The organism is Paenibacillus oceani (genome assembly GCF_014705615.1).
Taxonomy (GTDB): Bacteria; Bacillota; Bacilli; order Paenibacillales; family NBRC-103111; genus Paenibacillus_AB; species Paenibacillus_AB oceani.
On sequence record NZ_JACXJA010000035.1, the window covers coordinates 74,939 to 97,560 of the forward strand.

Sequence of the window (22,622 nt, forward strand, 5' to 3'; positions counted from 1 at the left end):
GATGAGGCGACTGGACTTCCAACAATCTATTCCCTGCGACGAATCCCGCATCTACTACCCCTTCGAGGGACGAGGACCTTTCGTCATCACTCCGGATAAGCTGGAAATCGCCATCGGATCCGATGGGTTGCCGGATCTGAGGCTGCAGCTGTACCGGGGCCAGAATCCGATGCTGCCTCCGTCGCCATACGGCATCTTTCAACTGCGTCTGAAACCGCACAGCCCGATCGAGAACGCTTCCGTTTTGCTTCGCGAACGGAAACCCGGCGCCGAGCTCGAACCGGCGATTTTTACTGGAGGCTGCCTCCGGCTGGTAGCTCCGGCTGGCGTAGACTTGCCGGCGGAAGCCTCCCGCCCGCTCCCTCTGGGGTGGAACGGACTTACGAACGCCCGCCTTTTACTGCGGCTGACGTCCGAAGGAGCACAGTTGCTGAAGCAACTGCTGGAGGACGAGACGCTGCCCATGCGGGCCCAGATCGAACTGGAGTTGGCAGGCATTGCTCCCCGCTTGCCCCATCGCGTCCGCATAGATCCGGAGCGCTTCCATGCCGCGATGAAGGCCAGCTTGGACGAGGAAGGCCGGATCGCCCGTGACGCGCTGACGAGCCGGTTCTGCGGAGACTTGTCCAAACTCGGACTAACTGTTGAGGGTGAAGGTTCGGGCGACATTCGCGACCCCATGGAATTAGCGGAAACGTTGACGGATTGGGTCCGGACCCGGTTTGGCGAATTCGCAGCTGCTCCGGATGCGGACGGCCGCGGGTATATGGCGCTGCCCGGACTGGATATCAGCGGGACCGGCGGGAGTGGGCGAATGGAATGGGATTTGTCCCAACCGCTTAAAACTTGGCGGCCGCTAGTATTGTCCCTCCATCCTTTCGATTCGGCCCGCCAAGCTATCCGTTCGGTCGGCATCGAAGCGATCGCTCCGCCGCCGATTGTAGTACCCGCTCTGCCGACCGGTTTGCATCAAGTCGACGTGTCCGCGAATATCCCGGGAGAGCGGCCCGGCGTCGCGGCGATCGGCGTCACGTTGCGGGCTCCGCCTAGGCCGCCCGTGCGGCCTCAGGGGGTCAGCGTCTCGGCCGAGCTGATCTCTCCTATTGACACGGCGGCCATCCGGCTGAAGCTTACTCCGGCTGAACCGCTGGAATACACATACTCTACGTTTGCGATTCTGGATAACTCCAGGAATAGCCGCCAACTGGACGGGCCATATCTCGCCGCCAGCGGCGACCGGCTGTATCTCACGCCAGCCGATTTTCCCGTCCGGTTCATTCCGCAAGCCGCCGACAAAGGATTGTTGGACCTGGCTTCCGTTCACGGACGAATCACATGGATCGAGGATGGGAGGACGGAATCCTTGACCTTCGACTTGGACGAAGGACGGACGGAATCGGCAATCGGGATCCCGTCAGGTGCTTCTTCCGCAACCGTCGAATACGAGTTCCGCGCGCGAAAAGGAGATCGGGTGCTGAAGCGAGGACCGCTCCCCCTCGAGCCGCAGCTTCTGGGGGTGTTCATGTTCCCGGAGTACGGCTCGCACGAAATCGTCGTCGAACTTGACGAGTCGAACACCGCACCGCTGGTGGCGATCGACTTGCTTCCGGAGGAACGGTCCGAGTCGGAGAAAGCGATAATCGTCGTAGCATTGACGCCGGAGCAGCCTCGGAAGACGGTTACATACTTTGCATCCTCCCCCTTCCATGCCGGCTATCGTTATCGGCGGCACGCGGGAAGCGATGGCAAAGCCGGACCTTGGTCCGACGTCAGGTCGCCTTTTGAACGTCTGATTGTGCGAGGAGGTGAATGAACATGCCCGATGGGCAAGACGAGGTCGGATTTCGATTTCAAAATGTGCTCTGCTATGCGGATCCCTTCGAGCCTCAAGCTTTTTATTACAGACCTGCTTCCCCTATGCCGGAACGCGATCCGACAGGCCGGCCCTCGCTGATTCTCTGGCTGGGCGAAGCCGGATCGCGTCTGCAGTTCGCTGCCCAGTGGACGGCGGAAGAACCGGCGATTGCGGCGCTGCGCACAGAGATCATGAGGCGGTACCCGGAGCGGAGGCTCTCCCCCTCCGCCATACGGCTTCTGCCGGAGCTGGCCGACATCGATCGGGTGTCGCTGGAAATCGGCGCCGGGACGGGGACGGGCGTCTTCACGGAGGTGCAGTGCTCCCCCTCCTCCGGGTATCCGCCCTACAATGCCTTGTTCAACGCGGCGCTGACACCGGAGCATGCTCGGCAGGCGGCCAGGGCGCTTAACGGCGCTCCGGATTGCGTGAGGGTCATCTATCGGGGGAGCATTCGCCGATCCGGGAAGGGACACATTCCCTTCGAGGCTTCCGCCGACGTAAGCGCCTGGTTCCCCGATGGCAGCGGGACAGGGCACATCCGAATCATTCCCACTTGAATCCCGACGCAGGCTCGGGAATCAGCGAGGAACATCTCAAGGAGGAAAAATGCGATGCTAATGTGGGATAAGCCAGAAGTGCTCGAAGGGTTGACCATCTACAGGGACCATGCGGACAGATCAACCTACTACGTGATACCGAGCCAGCCAAGGTTCCGGATCGACGATAACGGCCAGCCCGTGTTCAAATTTATCAAGTACCGCTTCCCGATCGACCGGCAGGATGGCAAAAAAGGCGGCGGATTCCTTATCGCCGATGTCGAATTCGTAGTGCCCGAGGACAAATTGACCAAAATCCAGTCCGTCCTTCAGGAACGGCAGGATCAAGACTGGAGGAATCGGGGCCTGCAGCCGCCGGCACCCCAGGTGAAGATTGGCCAAATGAGCTTCCTTCGCGGTTCGGCCAGCATCACTGTACTGGACAGCGCCGGCACCTTCGTCGAGAAGATCACGAGCCCCGGCGCGCCGTCTCTGTACGGCAAAATGATCACGCCTTTCACCGTCGAACTGTCCGCCGAAGGAGCCACGCTGCTGGAGAGCGCGCTTCAGGACAAGGGCGGCGTCGTCCAAGTGGCTTATGACCTCTGGATGCCTGTCCGGCTCCCTCCGATCACGGCGACCGTATGGTTCAGAGCCGAGAAATTCATGGAGTTCCATCAGGCGATTGATGTCGAGGAAAACTTCTGGTCGGAAGACAGCTATCGGGAAACTTTGACGGAAAAAATGACCGAAACCAATTCCGGAGGCGTAAATGTCGACCCCGGAGGAGTTACCGACCCGAAAGTAATAAGCTCGGTCCGCGAGTGGGCGTGGAAAAACCTGGAGGACGGGGTGGCCAAAATGATCCTGGGCGATATCCCGCCCGTTGACCCCAATGCCGCCAGCACCTGGTACAAAGAGCACGATCTCGAGAACATCAACATCGACAAGGTAGTCAGCAAAGTCGTGAGCTTCCGCCGTACCTACAAAGAAGGCGCAATTATGGAATGGAACCCTTCGCCGCGCGGAACGCTGCCGAACATCACCAGTATGATCGGCAAGGACGGCAAGCCGTTCAAGTGGGCGGATTTCTCCCGCGTCGTCGATCTGAACGATCCGTTCTTCAAGCAGTTGAACGTCACGACACGTGCGAACGCAGACTTCGGGAAGCTGCCGCTCGACAGTATCGAGGTCAAGATCGAATACAAGCAAGGCGCCGAGCACAGCGTGAAAGAGGTGCTTCTGAAAACCCCGGACGAGGTCGGCAAGTTCAGCACCTATATCGCGAACGACAGCTACAAGTACAAGTACTCCTATCAGGTCAATTACAAGAACGCCTCGGAACGCTATCAATCGCCAGTAATCGAGAGCGATGAGGAACATCTGACCATCAACGTCGGCGATACGGGCATCTTGTTGGTGGACATCGCCCAGGGCGATCTGAACTTCAATCAGGTGCAGGAAGCGCTCGTCACCTTGCAGTACTCGGACGAAGATAACGGCATCCGCCCGATCGAGCAAGTGTTCAAGCTGGACAAAGACCATATCGATCATCGGTGGGTGCAGGTGATTTTCCAGCCTCGGCGCAACCCGTACCGGTACCGGGTCAAATACTATATGTCCGACGGGAAAGAGTTCATGAACGATTGGCAAACCGGCGGGTCCTCGAAGCTGTTCATCGACGATCCATTCAGCGCCAGCAAGACGGTCAACGTCCGCGGCTTCGGCGATTTCGATACCCGCATCGATACGATTTTCGTCGACTTGAAGTACCGGGACGACGCCAACGCGTACACCCAGACGCACTCGGTGGCGCTGACCAAGGAGAGCTCGTTCGAGGACTGGACCTTCCCCGTCGTATCGGAAACGGCCGGTATGGTCACCTATTCCGCGAATATCCGCTTCAAGGACGGAACGGTGCAGCAAGTCCCGGAGACTGCCGCAGATCAGAACACGATCATGCTGGGCGATGCCGTCCTGTATCAGGAGATCGAAGTAATGCCGGACCTGGTGGACTTCGAAGCGGTGAAGCTGATCAAGGTTACGATGCATTATGCGGACGAGGCGAACGGCATCGATGAGTCCGGGGACCTGGTGTTCAAAAAAGGTGCGGCCAACACGCTCAGATGGAGCTTCCCTTACAAAGACAAAACGAAAAGAAGCTACGACTGGAGCGCGTCGTACTTCTTGGCCGACGGCTCGGTAAAAAAAATCGCCGCAACCACGACTTCGGAAAAAACGCTCGTCTTGCCCGAGATGCCCGCCTAGGAGGTGAAGCCGGATGCTCTACCTTGCGCCGCCCTTTCACATCATTAATCAAGTTACGGTGTTCCGCGACCACGAGGACCCGCTGCAATGGTATTACTTGCCAGGGCCTCCCCGGCTGACGCAAATCCGCGATACCGTCACCGGGACGCTCGTCCCGCAGCTCCAAGTTATCGAGTTCCGCGGCACGGCCGGGACCGGCGGATTCCTCAATTTCGACGTCAATCTGGGTATCGACCCGGAGGCGCTGGACGAGATCCGTGATGAGATCAAGCGGCTGGAGAATCTTCGCAGTTCTCCCCGGCTGGCGCCGGTCCCGCTCATCGACGGCACGGTGAAGCTGATGCTGTTTGATCAGCAGACCGGCGATGTACCGGCAGTTCCGGCCCCGACCGGCCCTGCCGCCACCGATCCGACCGAGGCAACGGGTCCGAAATTCGTGCTGAAGCTCAGCCATCACGCCAAGCCGGCGCTCTACGGCGACAATCAAGCCGCCTTCTCCTGCCGGCTAACCGAGGATGGGGTCAAGATTCTGAAAAAAGCGCTGCAGGGCGAGATGTCCCCGATCGGCGTCGTTTTCTCTCTCGACTATCTGGCACTCCGTCCTGCGTACTCGGTTCGGCTGAATATCGACTGGGACCGGGTTCAAAAACACTTCGACACTTCGTTCGGCACCGACACGATTTTTTACCAGTCGGAGATCACAAAGGCTATCGATGAGCTAATCGATAATCGGACGATCGTGCTCGAGGTCGACACTTTCGTGCCGGAAGGCGAGGATTCGGAGCTGATGGCCCGCCGCGACCAAGCGGTGGACGAAGTCCGCGACATGCTCACCGGAGCCTTTTTCGAGCCGAGTCTGAATCCGGTCGAGCCCAAGGAAGATGCTTGGGACAAAATCGAGCATCTGGCCAAAACCGCTTCGGCCCTGGCTGTGACCGGGGGCTGGGGAGCGCTCGTCGGCTTCTCGTACCGCAAAATCGACCGCCGCCGCATCGACCGCAAGCGGCTGGACTTCAATATCCGGGAACGGACGACGGTCAAAAAGACGATTTACCCCCAAGGTCATCTGAGCGGTCTGTTCCGTGTTCTGCGCGAACCGGGAATCGATTTGAGCCGCTTCGTCCTCTCGGTCGATCTCGACGATCCGTGGTTCGCGAGACGAAAGCTTCAGGTCATCTCCCGGGCCGATTACGCTGCGGATCAGATCGCCTCGATCCACGTACATCTGGATTACGGCGGACAGACGAAGAGTGCGGTCCTGGATGCGGCGACCAAAACGGCGGATATCGAGTGGAACAGCCTCCTCGCAGGCGGGGCGATGCGCCAAGACGTGACCGCACGTTACACGGTGAACTTCCGGGACCTAGACGGGACCGAACGGCCGGTGACACTGCAATCGCCTGCTATGACGGAAACCGGCGAGTATCTGGAAATCAATCCGCGGGAGCTCTACTCCCTCGTGCCGATCCCGGTTCAGGCACTGAATTTTCCTTGGGAGCGCTATTCGCACATCGAGGTGCAGCTCCAATACGCCGATCCGGAGCGCGGGATTCGCCAGGCGGACAGTTACCTCTTGAAAAAAGAAGACGTGACGGAGACGATCTGGAAAATGTTCGTTCTGAACCCGGCCCTCACCCGTTTCCGGTATAAGCTGATCTATCGGGCGGTCGACCACCGGGATGTCGAGATGCCTTGGATCGAAACCGACGAAGAACGGCTCACGATCCGCGATCCTTTCCCGCAAAAGCGGACGCTGGAGATCGTCCCGGTGTTCGATTGGACGAAGGTCGACCGAGCCTTCGTAGATGTCTCGTACGAAGACCCGGAGCACGACATCGTCCAGGAAGCCTCGTTCGAATTCAACAGCGCCGTCACGTCCACTCAGACTTTTCTGGTCGCGCTGAAGGACCCTGACCGGCGGACAGTCGGCTACCGGGTGACGGTCATCTACAAGGACGGGACGGTGGCGGACATTCCGGAGTCGTTCACCCTGCAGCGGCGGATCACCCTGCGTGACGACATGCGAGGCCACAAGATCGTGACCATTCGTCCGGAGTCGGGCGACTTCGCCGGACAAAAGCTTCGCGACATCGTCGTGAAGGCCAAATACGAAGACGCGGAGCGCAGTCTGATATTCGAGGACGAGTTTACGCTCAAATCCGGTACCGACCGTGCACATTTCGAATACGATTTCGCCGCGGGCGGCCTTACGAAATACCGCTATCAGATCGTCCGCCGTTTCACGAACGGGCTCAGCAAGACCGTCGACTGGAAACCGAGCGACGAAGACGAGATCATCGTCCCGCTCAAATAGACGGCCCGAACTACGGAAGGAGGAAAGCACATGTTACTACTCGGCAGCAGAACGATTACGGTCGAGGGAATCACGATCTTCCCCGACCATGCCGACCCGAGCCAATTCTGGTATTTGCCCGGCCCGGTCCAGCTCGCCCGGCGGGGCGGCCGGGCGGCCTTCACCTTCATCAAGTACAAACCCGCGGCGGTCGCCGCCGGAGCGAAGGGCGGCGGCTTCTTGATGTTCGAGGTCAACCTGCGGCTCGACCCCGATCTGGAGCGCCGCATCCTGTCCAAGCTGCGGGCCCTCTCCAAGGAGCGGCCCAAACTAGCGGCCGTCCCGTTCGACGAAGGGACCGTCCAATGTATCGCCCTCAATGTACAAGGTGCGGGCGGTACAGCCGCTACGGAGCCGGCCGGCCCGGGTTCGTTCCATGCCGTAGAGAAAATCCTTGGCGCGTCGGTACCTTCGCTCCACGGAGAGAACACCGCGGCCTTTAGTCTGACCCTGAGCCAAGAGGGCGCGACAATATTGGAAAAAGCGTTTGCCCAAGGCACGCAGCCGGTGGGCGTCATCTACGACCTCAAGTTCACCGGGATGCGCCCGGCGCTGAACGTCGAGATCACCGCCGATCTGGAGCGCGTGTACAATCAATTGAGCGCGGGCCTGGAGGCGCAGGTTTATTTCGTTCGCGCCGGGATCGACGCGGCGTTCGAGAAGCTGGTGCAAGACGGCGCAATTCACATCAAGGTGGTTGACTTTACGGGCGAGGAAGACGAGAAGGAAAAAGAGCGCTGGGCGTTGGACTTCTTCAAGGAGAACCTGCTGCGGCAATGGTTCGAGCCTACATTGACGCCTGGCCAGGTCGCGGGCGGCGCCGTCCAGCCCGAATCGCTGGATCAAGTGCTGCGCCGCGGCAACGAGTTGCGACCGCCGGCGACTCCGGTGCCGCCGCGTCCGGACGCGGCGCCCGCCACGCCTGCCCCCGGGACCGCGGGCGGAGCGGCGGCTCGGGCAGCCGTCAGCCCGACGCAAGGAACCGGACGCGGCGAGACCGCGGACGGACACAACCCGACTCCTCCGGCGGCGACACCCGCGGCGGGCGTAAGTCCGACGGAAGGCACCGGCTTCCCGGCGGCCTCCGCTGTTCCCGCATCGCCTGCCGCCGTCGGCGTGAGCGTCCCGCCCAGCCGCGCCTCCAACCTTCCGGCCGGCGTGGCCTCCGCTCCCGGCGGCATCGGGAGCCCGGCGCTCGTGTCGTTCAAGCTGCGGTTCGTCCATCAAGAAGAGCGGAAGCACATCAAGCTCGTCTACGACCGCTCCGAGGCGACCCAGCGTACGTATGCGCCTCAAGGGTTCTTCGGTTTGCTGGTTGCGGACCTGGAGCGGGGCAAACATTTCGTCGAGGTCGACCTCGACGACCCGTTCTTCCGCGTATTTACGATTCAGGCGGAGACGCTGATCGACTTTGACCGCATCGGGCTGAATTCGGCCCACCTGTCCCTCAATTACGGCAATGCGGCCGACCCGGCGACTTTGAAGCATAAGGATTTCGTGTTCGACAAGACCCGCAATGCCCCGCAAACGTTCGAGGTATTTATGAACGAGCGGCTCGATACGGATTACGAATATTCCGTCCAATACCATTTCAATCCGCAGTCGGATTGGGACGGCAGCCGGATGAGTTATGACCTGCCCCCGCGCCGCATTGAGGACCGGACGCTGCTGCTGAACCCTTTTGAGAGCATCGGCTTCCTGGAAGTACAAATCCGGCCTGCGAGCGTCGACTGGGGCGTCGTCGATTCCATCGACGTCCACCTGGCTTATCGGCCTCCCGGAGGCGCAGCCCAAAACAAGCAGCTTGTACTGACGCAAAGTTTGGAAGCGTTGACTTGGAAGCTGCGATTGGATGACCGGACGTTTCGCAGCTACACCTACCGGTTCGTCCATCACTTGAAGGACGGGACGACCCGAGAGACGGAGCCGGTGACGAGTGAAGCTGCGCTGATTCCTGTAGACGATCCGTTCCCGGGCACGATCAAGATCGAGTTCATTCCGCTGTTCGAGAGCGCGAAGATCAAAATGGTGTATATCGATGTCGTGTACGACGATCCGGAGCACCAGTATCGTCGTGAGGAACGGCTGAAAATGGCGGGCAATCAGTCCGATTCCGTCCAACTGGTTCTCGCCCTGCTCAATCCGGCGCTCAAAACGTTCCGCTACCAGCTGACGTTTATCGGCACGGACAATTCGATGCGCCGCGTGCCGTTCGCCGAAACCGCCGAGACGCTGATCCCGGTGCAGGAAGGACCGTAATCCCGAATTCGAAATCCAGTTCAGTTCCAAGGAGGAACCGCCATGACCAAACGAGCCGTTGTCGTAGGCGTCAACAATTACTCCGTCCAAGGCTTCACAAACCTGGGCGGATGCGTGCGAGATGCCCAGGCCATGTATCACCTGCTGGTAGACGCCTTCCTATTCGATCCGAGCCAGGTTTGGCTTTATACCGACCATACCGCCACCTCGTCCAATATCCGCCAAGCCATTCGCTACATGCTATCGATCTCCGAGCCGGGGGATGTAGCCTGCTTTTATTTCGCCGGTCACGGCGGACTGCATCCGATCAGCGGAGGAGCCAGCTACCAAACGATCATTCCTTATTCCGGTTCCTTCATAACCGACTGGGATTTGGCGGCCGCGGCCGAAAGTCTGCAGCCGTCGCTCGTAAACTTCACCATCATTCTTGACAGCTGCCACTCCGGCGGCATGCATGAAGAGACCGAGCATCCGGCCGTCATCCGTTCCATCCGTTATGCGAACGAATTCATCCAGAACCTGATCGCCACGCTGCAAAAGGTCATTCCTTTCGGCGTGACCGTACCGAACGTGCAGGCGTACACCAATAACGTCAGCCAAGTGAGTCAAGGAACGGGCGGGCTGCTCTGCATGAACGAGGACCCGAATCAACTGTTCATCCCGCTGGCCAAATCGACTTTGTTCGCCGCTTGTCGTTGGAATGAATATGCCGGCGAGACGTCCAGCCACGGCTATTTCACCCAATCTTTTCTGGACTTGGTCAACCAGAGCAATTTCCTGATCGATCATCGCAGCTTCCACCAGCGGCTCGTCGCCCGTGTCCATGAGCTGGCCGGTCCGTCCCAGACGCCGCAGATCCGGGGGCAGCAGAACCGGATGGAAGAAGAATTTTTGATGGGATGGAAAGATTGCCGTTAGACCGGACGGCGGATCGACAGCGGGGCCATGTGCCGGAGCGGGCGCCTGAACATGCGCTGATTCAGGCGTTGGAGCATTATCGCCATGAATCTCCGCTCCCGGCCGCCCGATCCGCTGCCGCGCTGAAACGGCTGCTGGCAGGCGTCTCCGCTGAAGCCGCTTGGCGATTCAGTCCACTGACCGCCGACGGTTATCCGGTCGAACTCGGGTTTACCTCGACCGGCGATGCCATCCGTTATACGGTTGAGTTCGCGGGGCCCCGATGCGAGCCGGCCGCCCGACTGGACCGGGTGCTAGACGTTATCGCCGAGCTGGCGGGCGAAGATTCCGCCGGATACCGGCCGGATCTTCTGAAGCCGCACATCGAACGGCTGCGGTATATCCAGTCTATGGGGCGGCTCGCATACGGCACCTGGATCAGCGGAAGGCACGGTCTCGAGGGCGATGCCTTCAAGCTGTACGCTGAAGCGCCATTAAGCGCCTCCTCAGCCGTGGACTCCTGGATCCGGGACGCGCTGGGCCATGTGCCGCTGCTGACGACCCGCTCTCCGGTCCTGCGCATGATCGGCCTCGATGTCGCTACAGGCCGCCTTGAGTTCTATTTTCGCGCCGATGGCCTGCAGCCGTGGGAAGTCCACCGGCTAATGGGTCGCGCTGGTTTGGCCGATCAAGCCGTGGATTTGCTCGATCTTGTCGAGGTGGTATCCGACCGTTCCGCCGCGCAGCGCCTGCCCTTCACACGAGCCGGCTTCAGCTTGTCCGTAAAACCCGGGCCCAGTGAGTTGCCTGCGGTCTTCTCCTTGTTCAGCCTGGCGCGCACGGTGATCGGTCCCGACAGCATCGTCCGGCGGCGGCTGCTGGATGTCGCGGAGCGGCGCGGTTGGCCGCTCCGGTATTATGCTGCCGTCTCTGCGCCGCTAGCCGGCCAGGAGCATAAACGCCCGCCCACGCGACACGGCATGTTATCGTTTGTCGCCGCCCCCGGCGTCCCGCCGCAGTTGCATATCGGCTTGAGGCCTCCCCCATAAGCTATTGTCCTGAGTGCCGCAGGTGCCCGGCAAATTTCTCTCCTCGCACGTTATAGGTCCGCGTATAGGGGAATCGTCGCATCAAGAACAACGTTCATGAACGACTTCCCCTCGGCCTGCTCCAAGTCATCTTCCATCACCATTTTTTTACGACTCATTTCGTGCTGTCCCCCTATTGGTTAACGTATCCATCACTTGGAAAGTTGCCGTTATTTTGATCTATAGATTATACACGCCCCGGCCATTTCTTTCGCTCATCACCAACAAACTTTTCCCCAGATTTCATAATAGGCCACCGTTTCGCCCGGATGCATGGCTCCCGCCAAACTCTTCTTGGTTTCCGCCGCTTCGCCAGTTTGTTATCGAATCTCAATTTTCGCCCAACGTATAAATGGGATCTCACTTCTGTCTTGTTGCAAAGCAAATACTGCCGTGATAGGATAACCTTCAATGGATTGCAAATTTATACCCGTAATTTATATTTCCATCAATCCATAATACCTGTAGAAACATCGGAGGCGACTGAGTGCTACACGTAAACCGGGACGACAACCGCCCCATCTGGCAGCAACTGCTGGACCAAGCGATCCATAATATTACTACCGGAAAATGGCCGCCGGGAGAATTGCTGCTCCCCTCTCGCGAACTCGCTTTATTGATAGGCGTTTCCCGATCCACCATCCAGATTGTTTACGAGGAATTATTCAGTCGCGGGTATACCGTAACCTCTCGTCGCGGCGGGACAAGAGTAAGCGAATGGACATATGCGACTCGTCCTTCAGAAGAGGAGGAGGCTGCGCCACAAGGCCCCTTCCCCCCTGAACTGCCGTTGTTAAACGCTGCAATCGGCCGTTTACACAGTTGGTTCGGAGACAAACGAAAAGTGGAAATCGATTTCAGCCCTCATGAACCTTATTTAGACGAACATTTTCAAAAGAATTGGAGACATTCCTTTTTACACGCCTCCGCAGAAACGGACCTGGAAAGTTGGGCTTACGGCGATCCCTACGGATATGTGCCGCTAAGGGAACAGATCCAACGTTATTTGTCACTCGAACGGGGCGTTCATGTAAATACCGATCAAATCCTGCTGACCTCAGGAGCACAACATAGCATCGATTTAATCGCCCAAGCCCTTTTACAGGATGGAGATACGGTTTCGGTTGAAGATCCCGGCTTCCCTGCCGCCTGGATGGCGATGAAGTACCGGCGTATGCGAGTGGTTTCCGTTCCGGTCGACGAATTCGGGTTATGCGTCGATCGTATCCACCCTGAGACCAAGCTTGTGTTTGTTACCCCATCGCACCAGTGTGCGGTTGGACTTGTGATGTCGGAACCTCGCAAGCAACAATTGCTGCACATGGCCGTCGGGCAGCGGTTCTGGATTGTAGAGGATGACTACGACAGCGAATTTCGATATCGCGGCGATCCGCTTCCAACCTTATTCAGTCAGCAGCCTCAGAACACGTTATATATGATGAGTTTTTCCAAAATGGTTGCTCCGGGTATTCGGATATCTGCAATCGTCGGTCCCAAGGAGGCCATTCGCCGGTTAGCTCAAGTTCACGAGTTAACTTATCGCCATCTTCCGATCATGGAACAAGTAACGCTTGCTCATTTTATCGAACATGGTCATTTCATGCGCCATATGAGACGGGTTCGCAATGTGTACCGGCGCAGACACGAAGCCATGACGAAAGCCATCGTCACGACAGGTCTGAGTGAACGCTTTACACTAAGCGGTGTAGAAACGGGGCTGCATATGCTTCTTGAAGCCGATCCATCGTTCGAGGAAGAAGACGTGACGAACCTGGCGCTCGAAAACGGAATCCGGGTATATCCGCTTAGCGAGTATTGTTTGGAAAGCGATCGAAAAGGATGGGTACTGGGGTTTGCTAAAGTAGATGAAGCAGCTATTGAAGAAGGCATTCATCGTCTGGCGGGAATACTTCTATCCTAGAAGCATCCCGCCTGAGTTTGCTTGTTTTTCATTCCATTCGTGCGGTCATCCCTCTATGCGTTCTCCTGCCTCCCACCTAATCGTCCCGGCGCGCATTCTCGTTCCAGTAATAACTGTCCGGCAAGTACCGCTGGCCGAATACGCTTGTTCCTACGCGGATCAGGGTAGCTCCTTCTTCGATGGCTACCTTGAAATCACCGGACATGCCCATCGAGAGAATGTCCATTTGTACACGCGGAAACTTTTTCTCCCTGATTTGTGCTTGTATGGATTTCAACAAGCGGAAGCAGTGACGGGTCTCGTCGTTTGTTGCGTTTAGCTTTCCAATCGTCATTAAACCTTTCACGTTTAACGTTTCGAACAGGGACAATTGCTCCACCAGCTCCACTGCCGTCTCCGGAGAAGCACCAAACTTACTTTCTTCGTAGGACGTATTGATTTGCACCAGAATATCCATGGTTTTGTTCTCTTTGACGAGCTGTTGGTGCAGGGCCTGCCCCAATTTCAATCGGTCTACGGAATGAATGAGCGTAACATATTTGACAACGTCTTTCACTTTATTGGTTTGCAGATGTCCGATGAAATGCCATTCCACCTGATTGTACTGCTGCATTAGCGGAAATTTGTCCCGTAGCTCCTGCGCTTTGTTTTCTCCAAATAATGTCTCTCCCGCTTGTATGGCCATTTGCAATTTTTCCAACGGTACCGTTTTGGTCGCAAGCAACAATCGGATGTCTTCGATCCTGCGCCTCGCGGCTTGGCAAGCCAATTCCATCTGCCGCCTTACGGTTTTGAGATTCTCTTCGACTAGTTGATCCATCTCTCCTACCTTCTTTGCAGCGTACTTGCTATCTTTCAAACCACAACTAATAAGTAAGTACAATTAAACGGTTTTACCCGGTTTGAACATTTTTTCTTCCTCAATCGGATTTTCTTTGGCTGTGATATGATGTGGATCGATTCGGTACACCTGAACCGGACCGCCGAATACAGCGGATCGGTATTTGTCTACGTGCTGCTGGGGTAACGGCCGATTATAATAACCGGGTACATACTTGTGAATCATTTCTTGTAGCATATGTGTAGCTTCGTCCAGATCGGCGACGGGTTGTGCTTTACCGAAGATCATTACACTCATATATGCCGTATCTGTTTTGGCCGGTACCGGATCGGTAATCGTTCCGTATTCTTCGCAAACCGTAAAACAGACCTCCGGATTCGCATCCATAACCTGATTTCTTCTGCCGCCTGTGGCTCCGTGGAAATAAAGCTTCCCATTCGTCCAAACAAAATTGAGCGGAACTACATACGGCCGATGACCATCCACCAATCCAAGATGCCCGATTCGAGCTTGCTGCAGAAAGGTCTCAATCTTACTCTTGTCCAATACTTCTCTAATTTTGTAGCGTACCTTATCCATGATCACCACTCCTATAGTATGGAAGTATATTGTAAGTTTATCGGCCATTGGAATGAATATGAATATCCAAAATTACCGAGTTAGTGCAATCCATAACTTGCAATACACGGTTACCTAAAGTTTGATCATGATTTGTGAGTTCAATATTCGCTCCTATCCATTTCTGTGAGATGCGGCCGATTTACCAAAATCCGCTGGATTGCCCTCTGCTCTCTCCTCCCCTTACAATTGTAGAAACAGCAGAAAAAGGAGACGACAGTGATGGCTTACCACGTTCTAGCTAAAGAAAATCAAACCTTGCATACCCTGCTGCCAGAGGAGATCAATGACATGGATTACGATCTTGCAGGTCGGGTCGTCGTTTTCGGCAACGATGGACAGGTTTATTATCTCATCGTAGACGCCTCGATCATAAACGACTAACAAGTGAATACGGAAATCTCGTAGTATGCCTCAGCTCTCCAAGGAAAGAAACGTTTTAACGATAGAGTCATAAGAGAAACCGTTTTTTTCGTGCTACAATTCGGGTATCGGTAGATTCGAAGGGAGAGCAAAACGCGAATGGAGATTGAAATCAAGCTGGCTTCTTATGAGGAAAAAACAATACTGCGTAATTTGATGGAGCTGGCTCAGTACGATTACAGTGAATACGACGGCTACGATGTCGATGAGCATGGCTTATACGGATACAAATTTTTAGATCACTACTGGACGGACACGGACCGTTATCCGTTTCTCGTTCGGGTTTCCGGCAAGCTTGCCGGATTCGCTTTAGTCCGGGTATACGACAAGCGGCCCGACAACAGCAGCATCTATTCGATCGGCGAATATTGCATATTGAAGAAATACAGACGGCAAGGTATTGGCAAGGTACTCGCTGCACATATTTTCTCGTTGTTCAAGGGCGGTTGGACGATCCAAACGTGCGACAATAATATTCCCGCACAGAAGTTTTGGGCTTCGGTTGCAGCACCTTATCCGAACAGCGGCTTCAAGCCGCACAGCGAAAGGGAAAATATGTTGGAGTTGGATTTTGAAGTTACATAAAATATAGCAATGCAGTAATACGCTCCCGGTTTTTGGGGGCGTGTTCTGCTTTTAAAGCAGCCTAATAAAAAGCCTCGACAAATGCAGCAACACTATCACTCCTATTATCCCAAGGTTTGTAAAAGCGTAACGTGTGTAATACTAAGGAAGAACTATTAAGGAAAGGTGAACTAAACGATGAATCCGAACACTGCTAACCAAGAAGCGATCGAACAAGTTAGGGATTTGATCAAAGGCATAGATACGGCGATGCTGACGACCGTATCGGATGAGGGGCTCGTTTCACGTCCTATGAAAACCCAGGAAGTCGAATTCGACGGAGATCTCTGGTTCTTGACCAAAAAGGATACGGGCAAATTCCATGAGCTGCTTCGGTACCGGCAAGTTAATGTGTCGTATGCGGGTAAATCTTTCGTCTCCATCCGCGGCGAAGCCGAGCTCGTGGAAAGCTCCGAGAAGGTCAAACAATTTTGGAGTCCCGCCTATGAGGAATTATTGGAAACCACCTACGACGATCCGAATATTGTTCTTATCAAAGTCAAAGCTGAAACCGCCGAGTATTGGGATTCTGGCAACAAGTTCAAGTTGGCGAAATTTTTGTTCCGCAGGCTGTTAGGCAAAAATAATGAAGGAACGGATATCAATCGGATCGTGGAAATCAGATAAGACAAAGCGAGCCCGTCACTTTTAGTGATGGGCTCGCTCTGTCTTAACCCATTTATAACATACTCAATTATTTATCCCGAGTGCACTCGCCCAGCGGTAAAACAACACGCTCTCCTAAACGGACGTCTGCCATTTTTCTCAGACTTCGATAGCGCCGAAAGCTTTAAATTCGGCCAACCCGGTTCCCATGTATTGAAATTTCGCGGTGCAAGTCCGTTGCCGTTCCTGATGTGTGGCTAAGCGCAGAAAGACCGGATACGCCTGCCGTCGTGCATCTGTACACACGATCCGAAACATGAACGGCCGCTCCAGCGGCGTAGGACGTCGCCGGTGTCCACGCGGCCGCGGAGGCGTATCCGCCGGTCACGCAAACCCAACCGATCGCTCCGCCGGAAGACGGATTCGTGTTGTAAACGATATCCCGCTGTAACCACAGGTTGCCGTCGTTTGGAATCGTCTCTCCGTAGGTGACGACCGGCGACTTCGTGTTAGACGGATGGGTAAACCGGTTGCCGAGCAGCAAAGGACTCGGTTCTCCCGAAGTCACCAGGATGTCTTCCGATTGCGCACCGACGGATCGTTTTGTTCGAGGCGACATTATGATTAGCGCCTTTGTCGAAATCGATCGAAGTCAGCGTCCTGCCTTCAAAGTGGCAGTTCACGATTTTATTGAAACGCGTCGCGCCTCCGGCAAACTCAATCACATTCCATGTATATTCCCCTTCGAAACGGCAAGAATCGATGACGATATGCTCCAATTAATGCACGAATTGCGGTTTCATGTCCAGCCAGTCCGAATGCAAGCGGATGCAAAAACCGACCCCGGCTGTGCCGTTCTGGACGAACGTGCAGCGAGTGATGCGAATGTTCCGGCATCCCCCGACGCCGCCTCCCGTTCCCGTACTCGTATTGTCGCTGTCTTTGGCCGACAGCAGCAGCACGGGACCCGACGGGTTACCGCTACTGTTACCGCTATCATACCCGGCATCCCGGAAGAAAACGTTGTCAATCGTACAGTCCGACGCATCGTTGATCAGCATCGTATAGCTGATGCCATGCATCAGCGGGTTGCGGCCCGAGCCATGCTGGTCCAAAACCAGATCGCGCACTTCAGCGCCGGTTGTACCGACCAGCTCCACCATCGCCCGGTAGCTTTCGTTCCATCCCGACGTCTGCGACGCTTTCAGAATGGTTTGCGCCCCTTCTCCCTGCACCACGACATAACTTTTCATCTGAAGCGGAGCGGACAGGTTGTAGACGCCGCCTGGCACATAAACTACGCCGCCATCTTCGCTCAAGCAATCGATTGCTTTCTGAAAAGCGGACGTACTGTCCGTGCTGCCGTCGCCTATGGCGCCGAACCAGGTAACCGTTTTTACGTTGTCGCATATGCGCTTGAACCTTTTGCCTAACGTCGTAACGACTACCGTCCCATCATTGTCCGGCGAGTGTGCGTCCTGTGCATCGTAGTAAAAAAATCCTTCGCGGCCTGGGTCATTTCAAAATACAGTTTATCCGGATTCGGGTCCGCATCCGACCGCAGCTCCGACATCGTTTCACCGATGCAAAGCTGTTGGCCGCACAACGGCTCTCCCCCGTAAACAGCCCCGGTAACGCTCCCCCTGCCCCTGCCCGCCAGTTTGCTGTCGACTATCGCTTTGAGTTTGTTCGTCAAGATCGGGAAACGTCTCGTACGCTTTTGCCTCCACACGCACCCACGGATAGCACTGCTGAAAATCGGCAAGCAGTCCTTCCTGCTCCATATCGCGCAGATTGGTCTTGCGTTTGCGCACCGATTTGTTGCTCAGTCCGAACCGGGATGCGTGGGCGGGTTCCGACGGCAAATAGTCGCCCGCCGTATAGACCCCGCGCAAAATTTCCTGACGCAGCACCTGGACCATATGCTCCATCTTCCGTTCAAATTCCGCATTCGTTGGCTTCGCCGTTGTTCGTCGCCTCCTCTCGGTATCAACTCTCCTCTCCGTTCAGTTTATCATGTTTGTCCGATACTTCAAATGCTGCCGCCCCTTACAGTAGCAGGATCGCGCCTCCGGTTATCGGCACAATCACCATGGCTGTTTGCAAATGCAAAGGCCGTACCCGTCTCGTAAACTTGGCTCCGACGTACGAACCGAACATAACGCCCGCCGTAACCTGAACCGTAAGCGGTACGTCCATATAGCCCAGATCGTAATAACCCGCCCCGCCTCCGAGGGCGATCGGGACGATGACCAGCATCGTCGTTCCCGCGGCCAGCCTTGCCGGCATTCCGAGCAGAGACATGAGGCCGAGCTGGATAAACGGTGTCGAGCCGATGCCGAACATCCCGGACAACGTACCGGTCACGATACCGATGCAGCATGTCCATATCCAGAAGGTCCATCCGCCGGCCGCAGGCAGCGTATCGGACGATGCCGCTTTCCGCGCTGCCACATACATGCGAAGCCATAATGCAAGTCCTGAAACGACCAGCATCCCCGCTGTCATCATTATCAACTGTTCAGCCGGCACGACTGAAGCATAAGCGGAACCCAACCAGGCTCCAATGGCTCCTATGCTTCCTGCTGCGATCCCGGTCTTCAGAACCGCATTCCCTTCGCGATAATGACTGACCGCACCGGCCATCGAGGAAAACACCATGGCGGCTAGCGCCGTACCGATGGCCGTTTGAATCGGGAAGCCGAACACAACCGTCAAGATGGAGATAATAAAACCCGAGCCTCCGGCGCCTACAAACCCCAGCAATAAACCGACCGCCGCCATCGTTAATACGACACTTAGCATTCCATACAACTCCTTGCGCTTCAGTCACTTGTGTGAACTGAACTCATTTAATCACGGAAATCTTATATCGTCCAATGTATAAATTCTATACTTTCCATGTAATTTTGTAATGATTTGCATAACAGCAGCGCTGCCGGCCGCGACTTCTCCAGCACCGACTGCAGCTTTTCCTTCCATTTTACGTCTCCCGCCTTGATATAGAGATGATGCGTCTCTTCGTCCACCCGCATCCGTTCCTCTAAGGCGAACCAGCGCTGCTTGTAACCGCGCGCTTTCAGAATATCCCCCACGCATAAAATCTCCCAATGCCCATTAGCCAGCAAAAATCTCACCGATTGCAGCGCGACATCGTATACGTCCCAAATGACGATGTCCACACCCGCTCCAACAGGCGGATAATAATTAATCAGAATGAGGGCAGCTTCAATTCAGCAGCTACTCCTCCATCGGCTCGGAAAGCAGCGGCGCGATATACAAACCGTCTGTATACATAAGTCCTTCCTGCTCTACCCATTCGTCAAACTGGTCGATTCGCGGCGGATCTGGCAATAAAGCGAGATCGACCTTGTGTCTCAGCTCAAGCAAGCGTCCTTAAGCCCGATAAACACCTCCTGGATGGTCGTGCTGAACCGGGACGGCGACACCAACCATCGAATAACTGCAGCTCCTCAAGCTTCAAAGCAAACGGACGGTTTCGCCCGCGAAAAATTTGCCTGCGACCCGCGTATGCTCAACAGGCTCATTCGGATGAGCAATCCGCCACAGCATGCGGTCTGCCGCGCGATAGGCCGTTTCCTTGATCATGAGCAGCGATCGCGTCAATCCCGGCAGATCGGGCATCCCTTCATTCACCAGGCCGACGAGAGAGCAGCCAGCCGGAATCGCCACTCCCTTGCGGTGTAACGCGCGGTACACCGGACCGCAATCCTCATCAATGCCAACGACAACCGCTGTTGGCTTATACGTTTCATAATCGTTGTCGAACGACTCCACTGTCGTATGCTGCGCCTCCACTTCATGCCCTTCCACCCAATCCCGGTATGCCTGCCAGCGCAGGACGTAGCACCGCTGGGAATGGGTATCGCCGACATACAACAGACGGCGATGCCCGCAGCGGATCAAGGCATCAGCCAGTTGACAGACCGCCTCGCAAACGTCCCAGACGACGCTGTCCACCTGCGTTAACGGCTTGGCGTAATTGATCAGCACTTTGGCGATCGGTAACGCCAGCAGCTGTGATTCCATGCGGCCGGAGATGAGACGCGCCGCAATGAACAATCCGTCCGCATGCAGCAGATGATGCTCGTCCACCCACTCCTCAAACGCTTTCTGCGATAAATCCTCATCAAGTACAAAGCTGTCCAGATGGTGATCGTACTGGCTGAAGCGCTCCCTCAGTCCATCCAGCAGCAGCCGGTTGTAGTTCATCGACTCCCGCGACTGCACGAGAATAAACCGCAGCCGGAAGATCGGATACGGCGCAATCCCTTGCCGCGCCATCTCGCGCGCCTGCTGGGGGTACAAGTACCCGCAGCGGTAAGCCGCGCGGATGACGGCGCTCCGTGTTTCCTCCGACATCCCCGGCATACCGCGCAGCGCTTTCGAAACGGTCTGTACGGACAGCCCCAGCTCTTTAGACAAATCATCAAGCGTAACAGGCTTGCGTCGTTTCATGTTCCGTCCCCTCCCGCACCCATTACTGCCTATATTAAACGAAAGTAACACTAGGATGAAAGGGAAAATGAACTCTATAATCATGGTAAACGCAGATGGAAAGAAGGTATCCTATGAGCACACAACCCCCTCAGTTGCTGGAAACCGATATTGTTATATGCGGCGGCGGCCCCGCTGGCATTAATGCCGCGCTGGCCGCGGGCAGAAGCGGCGCGAAAACGCTGTTGATCGAGCGTTACGGCTTTCTGGGCGGTATGTCGACGATCGCGCTTGTATATCCGTGGATGACGTTTCATACCGAGAGCGGCAAGCAGGTAATCGCCGGAATTGCGCAGGAAATCATTGACAGGATGCAGGCGGAAGGCGCATCGCCCGGCCATGTCCGGGATACGGTCGGTTTCGTCAACACGATTACGCCGTATGACCCGGAGGTATATAAAATCCTCGTGTTCGATATGCTGCGCGAAGCCGGCGTAACGGTTCTGCTGCACAGCTTTGTGGACGATGTAACGGTGGACGGCGACCAGATTGCTTCTTTGTCCATTACGACCAAATCGGGGCGTATTACGATTCGGGCCAAGCAGTTCATCGACGCAAGCGGCGACGCCGACTTGGCCCATCTGTCCGGTGCGCCATGCCTGCAAGGACGCGACGGAGATAAGCTGACTCAGCCGATGACCATGAAGTTCCGGATGCGCGGCGTCGATCTGGGGCGGGTTAAGCAATATATGATCGATCATCCCGACGAGTTTTACAAAAAAACGCCTGTGGACGAGCTGCCGCATCTGCCGTTGTCCGGCGTGCTTGGCTTTTACAAGCATTGGAAGGCGGCCAATCTGCCAATCAACCGCGATCAGATTTTGTTTTTTACCGGGCCGGGAGAGGACGAGGTGCTAGTTAATACGACGCGCGTGCAGGGGCTTGACGGCACCAATGTCGCCGATCTGACGGAAGCGGAAGTGCTTGGACGCAAGCAGGTGCGAATGGTGGCCGACTTTATGATTCGTCAGCTGCCCGGTTTCGAGCGGGCTTCGCTCAGCTCCGTCGGCACCCAGATCGGCATCCGGGAATCACGCAGAATCGACGGACAGTATGTACTGCAGGCGGAGGATGTGATTAGCGGCAGACGCTTCGACGACTGTATCGCCAGAAGCGGCTACCCGATCGATATTCATGATCCGTCCGGCAAGGGCGTCACAGCCGCATGGGTGCAAGGCGACGGCGCCTACGACATCCCCTACCGCTGTCTGCTGCCCAAGCAAATAACCAATCTGCTTGTCGCCGGCCGCTGCATCTCCACCTCCCATGAGGCGCTCGCCACCACCAGACTGACCCCCAGCTGTATGGCGACGGGGCAAGCCGCAGGTACGGCAGCGGGACTTGCTGTCAAGCATCATTGCCAGCCTGGCGACATGGCGGTTTGCGAACTCCAGAGCGAGCTGCGGAAGGGCGGCGCCCTGCTGAGCAGCGAAGAAACGGTAAAGCAGCGTCAGGCTTAGCGAAAAGAGTACCCCCCCGGTCAATTGGCTGAAATACGGGGTGCAAACCGCCTCTATTCGCCGCTGTCGTCCCCATATGCCGAAAATAGAACATGCAAAAGACCCTTATTTTGTAATAGAGCTACCCCCTTATTTGTAGTAAAGCGCTCGTGTTTGTAGTAGAGCGCACATGCTTTGTAATAGTGCGCTCATCCGCAATTGTTTTCGACGCGGCCAAAAACGGTCTGCTCGCAACAATGAGGGTAGCGAGCTTTATTTGGAGTCAATCAGGTACGGAATCATTGGAAGTCCATACAAAAAACAAGCTGATACCGGGTTTTGGATACCAGCATCAGCTTGTGAGTATGTTGAC

Annotated in this window: 21 protein-coding genes; 12 read left to right on the forward strand and 9 right to left on the reverse strand. The window is 56.0% G+C overall.

The window, feature by feature from the left end:
* Position 1 precedes the first annotated feature (1 nt).
* From IDH45_RS23395 to pdxR, 8 genes are all read left to right on the forward strand, one after another.
* Positions 2–1,813, forward strand: a complete 1,812-nt coding sequence (locus tag IDH45_RS23395) for a hypothetical protein (protein ID WP_190930552.1) — start codon at positions 2–4, stop codon at positions 1,811–1,813.
* A gap of 2 nt (positions 1,814–1,815) precedes the next feature.
* Positions 1,816–2,415: a hypothetical protein gene (locus IDH45_RS23400; RefSeq protein WP_190930553.1), complete on the forward strand. Its 600-nt coding sequence runs from the start codon at positions 1,816–1,818 to the stop codon at positions 2,413–2,415.
* Positions 2,416–2,469: 54 nt separating this feature from the next.
* Positions 2,470–4,662: a hypothetical protein gene (locus tag IDH45_RS23405; RefSeq protein WP_190930554.1), complete on the forward strand. Its 2,193-nt coding sequence runs from the start codon at positions 2,470–2,472 to the stop codon at positions 4,660–4,662.
* Between the two features lie 13 nt (positions 4,663–4,675).
* Positions 4,676–6,976, forward strand: a complete 2,301-nt coding sequence (locus IDH45_RS23410; protein ID WP_190930555.1) for a hypothetical protein — start codon at positions 4,676–4,678, stop codon at positions 6,974–6,976.
* A 30-nt stretch (positions 6,977–7,006) separates the two neighbouring features.
* Complete coding sequence (locus tag IDH45_RS23415; RefSeq protein ID WP_190930556.1) at positions 7,007–9,274, forward strand: hypothetical protein; 2,268 nt, start codon at positions 7,007–7,009, stop codon at positions 9,272–9,274.
* A gap of 42 nt (positions 9,275–9,316) precedes the next feature.
* Entirely contained in the window at positions 9,317–10,192 is an 876-nt protein-coding gene (locus IDH45_RS23420) for a caspase family protein (protein WP_190930557.1), read from the forward strand.
* On the forward strand, positions 10,174–11,220 hold the full coding sequence (locus tag IDH45_RS23425) for a hypothetical protein (RefSeq protein WP_190930558.1): 1,047 nt from the start codon (positions 10,174–10,176) through the stop codon (positions 11,218–11,220). Before IDH45_RS23420 ends, IDH45_RS23425 begins: the two co-directional genes overlap by 19 nt.
* A 526-nt stretch (positions 11,221–11,746) precedes the next feature.
* Positions 11,747–13,180, forward strand: coding sequence for a MocR-like pyridoxine biosynthesis transcription factor PdxR (gene pdxR / locus IDH45_RS23430; RefSeq protein ID WP_190930559.1), 1,434 nt, complete (start codon positions 11,747–11,749; stop codon positions 13,178–13,180).
* A 76-nt stretch (positions 13,181–13,256) separates the two neighbouring features.
* Here the strand turns inward: pdxR and IDH45_RS23435 are convergent, their stop codons facing one another.
* The gene (locus IDH45_RS23435) at positions 13,257–14,000 is read right to left on the reverse strand and encodes a YggS family pyridoxal phosphate-dependent enzyme (protein ID WP_190930560.1); all 744 of its coding nucleotides are present in this window, start codon (positions 13,998–14,000) and stop codon (positions 13,257–13,259) included.
* A gap of 63 nt (positions 14,001–14,063) precedes the next feature.
* The gene (locus IDH45_RS23440) at positions 14,064–14,600 is read right to left on the reverse strand and encodes a pyridoxamine 5'-phosphate oxidase family protein (protein WP_190930561.1); all 537 of its coding nucleotides are present in this window, start codon (positions 14,598–14,600) and stop codon (positions 14,064–14,066) included.
* Between the two features lie 261 nt (positions 14,601–14,861).
* Here IDH45_RS23440 and IDH45_RS23445 point away from each other — a divergent pair, with 261 nt between their 5' ends.
* From IDH45_RS23445 to IDH45_RS23455, 3 genes are all read left to right on the forward strand, one after another.
* Positions 14,862–15,023: a hypothetical protein gene (locus IDH45_RS23445; protein ID WP_190930562.1), complete on the forward strand. Its 162-nt coding sequence runs from the start codon at positions 14,862–14,864 to the stop codon at positions 15,021–15,023.
* 138 nt (positions 15,024–15,161) lie between these two features.
* Complete coding sequence (locus tag IDH45_RS23450; RefSeq protein ID WP_190930563.1) at positions 15,162–15,647, forward strand: GNAT family N-acetyltransferase; 486 nt, start codon at positions 15,162–15,164, stop codon at positions 15,645–15,647.
* Between the two features lie 177 nt (positions 15,648–15,824).
* Positions 15,825–16,313, forward strand: a complete 489-nt coding sequence (locus IDH45_RS23455) for a pyridoxamine 5'-phosphate oxidase family protein (protein ID WP_190930564.1) — start codon at positions 15,825–15,827, stop codon at positions 16,311–16,313.
* Between the two features lie 163 nt (positions 16,314–16,476).
* Here IDH45_RS23455 and IDH45_RS23460 read toward each other — a convergent pair whose 3' ends face one another.
* The 7 genes from IDH45_RS23460 to IDH45_RS23490 all read right to left on the reverse strand — a co-directional run bounded on the left by IDH45_RS23460 (position 16,477) and on the right by IDH45_RS23490 (position 20,771).
* Positions 16,477–16,911 carry a hypothetical protein gene (locus IDH45_RS23460; RefSeq protein ID WP_190930565.1) on the reverse strand — a complete coding sequence of 145 codons (435 nt, stop codon included), beginning with the start codon at positions 16,909–16,911 and terminating at the stop codon, positions 16,477–16,479.
* A 160-nt stretch (positions 16,912–17,071) separates the two neighbouring features.
* Complete coding sequence (locus tag IDH45_RS23465) at positions 17,072–17,704, reverse strand: glycosyl hydrolase family 28-related protein (RefSeq protein ID WP_190930584.1); 633 nt, start codon at positions 17,702–17,704, stop codon at positions 17,072–17,074.
* A gap of 165 nt (positions 17,705–17,869) precedes the next feature.
* Positions 17,870–18,223: a GntR family transcriptional regulator gene (locus IDH45_RS23470; protein ID WP_190930566.1), complete on the reverse strand. Its 354-nt coding sequence runs from the start codon at positions 18,221–18,223 to the stop codon at positions 17,870–17,872.
* Between the two features lie 118 nt (positions 18,224–18,341).
* A complete protein-coding gene (locus IDH45_RS23475; RefSeq protein WP_190930567.1) occupies positions 18,342–19,097 on the reverse strand; it encodes a sulfite exporter TauE/SafE family protein in 756 nt (251 codons plus the stop codon).
* 62 nt (positions 19,098–19,159) lie between these two features.
* Positions 19,160–19,474, reverse strand: a complete 315-nt coding sequence (locus IDH45_RS23480) for a type 1 periplasmic-binding domain-containing protein (RefSeq protein WP_190930568.1) — start codon at positions 19,472–19,474, stop codon at positions 19,160–19,162.
* A gap of 58 nt (positions 19,475–19,532) precedes the next feature.
* Positions 19,533–19,682, reverse strand: a complete 150-nt coding sequence (locus IDH45_RS23485; RefSeq protein ID WP_190930569.1) for a hypothetical protein — start codon at positions 19,680–19,682, stop codon at positions 19,533–19,535.
* Between the two features lie 90 nt (positions 19,683–19,772).
* On the reverse strand, positions 19,773–20,771 hold the full coding sequence (locus IDH45_RS23490) for a LacI family DNA-binding transcriptional regulator (protein WP_190930570.1): 999 nt from the start codon (positions 20,769–20,771) through the stop codon (positions 19,773–19,775).
* Positions 20,772–20,884: 113 nt separating this feature from the next.
* Here IDH45_RS23490 and IDH45_RS23495 point away from each other — a divergent pair, with 113 nt between their 5' ends.
* Positions 20,885–22,270 carry an FAD-dependent oxidoreductase gene (locus IDH45_RS23495; protein WP_190930571.1) on the forward strand — a complete coding sequence of 462 codons (1,386 nt, stop codon included), beginning with the start codon at positions 20,885–20,887 and terminating at the stop codon, positions 22,268–22,270.
* Positions 22,271–22,622 lie beyond the last annotated feature (352 nt).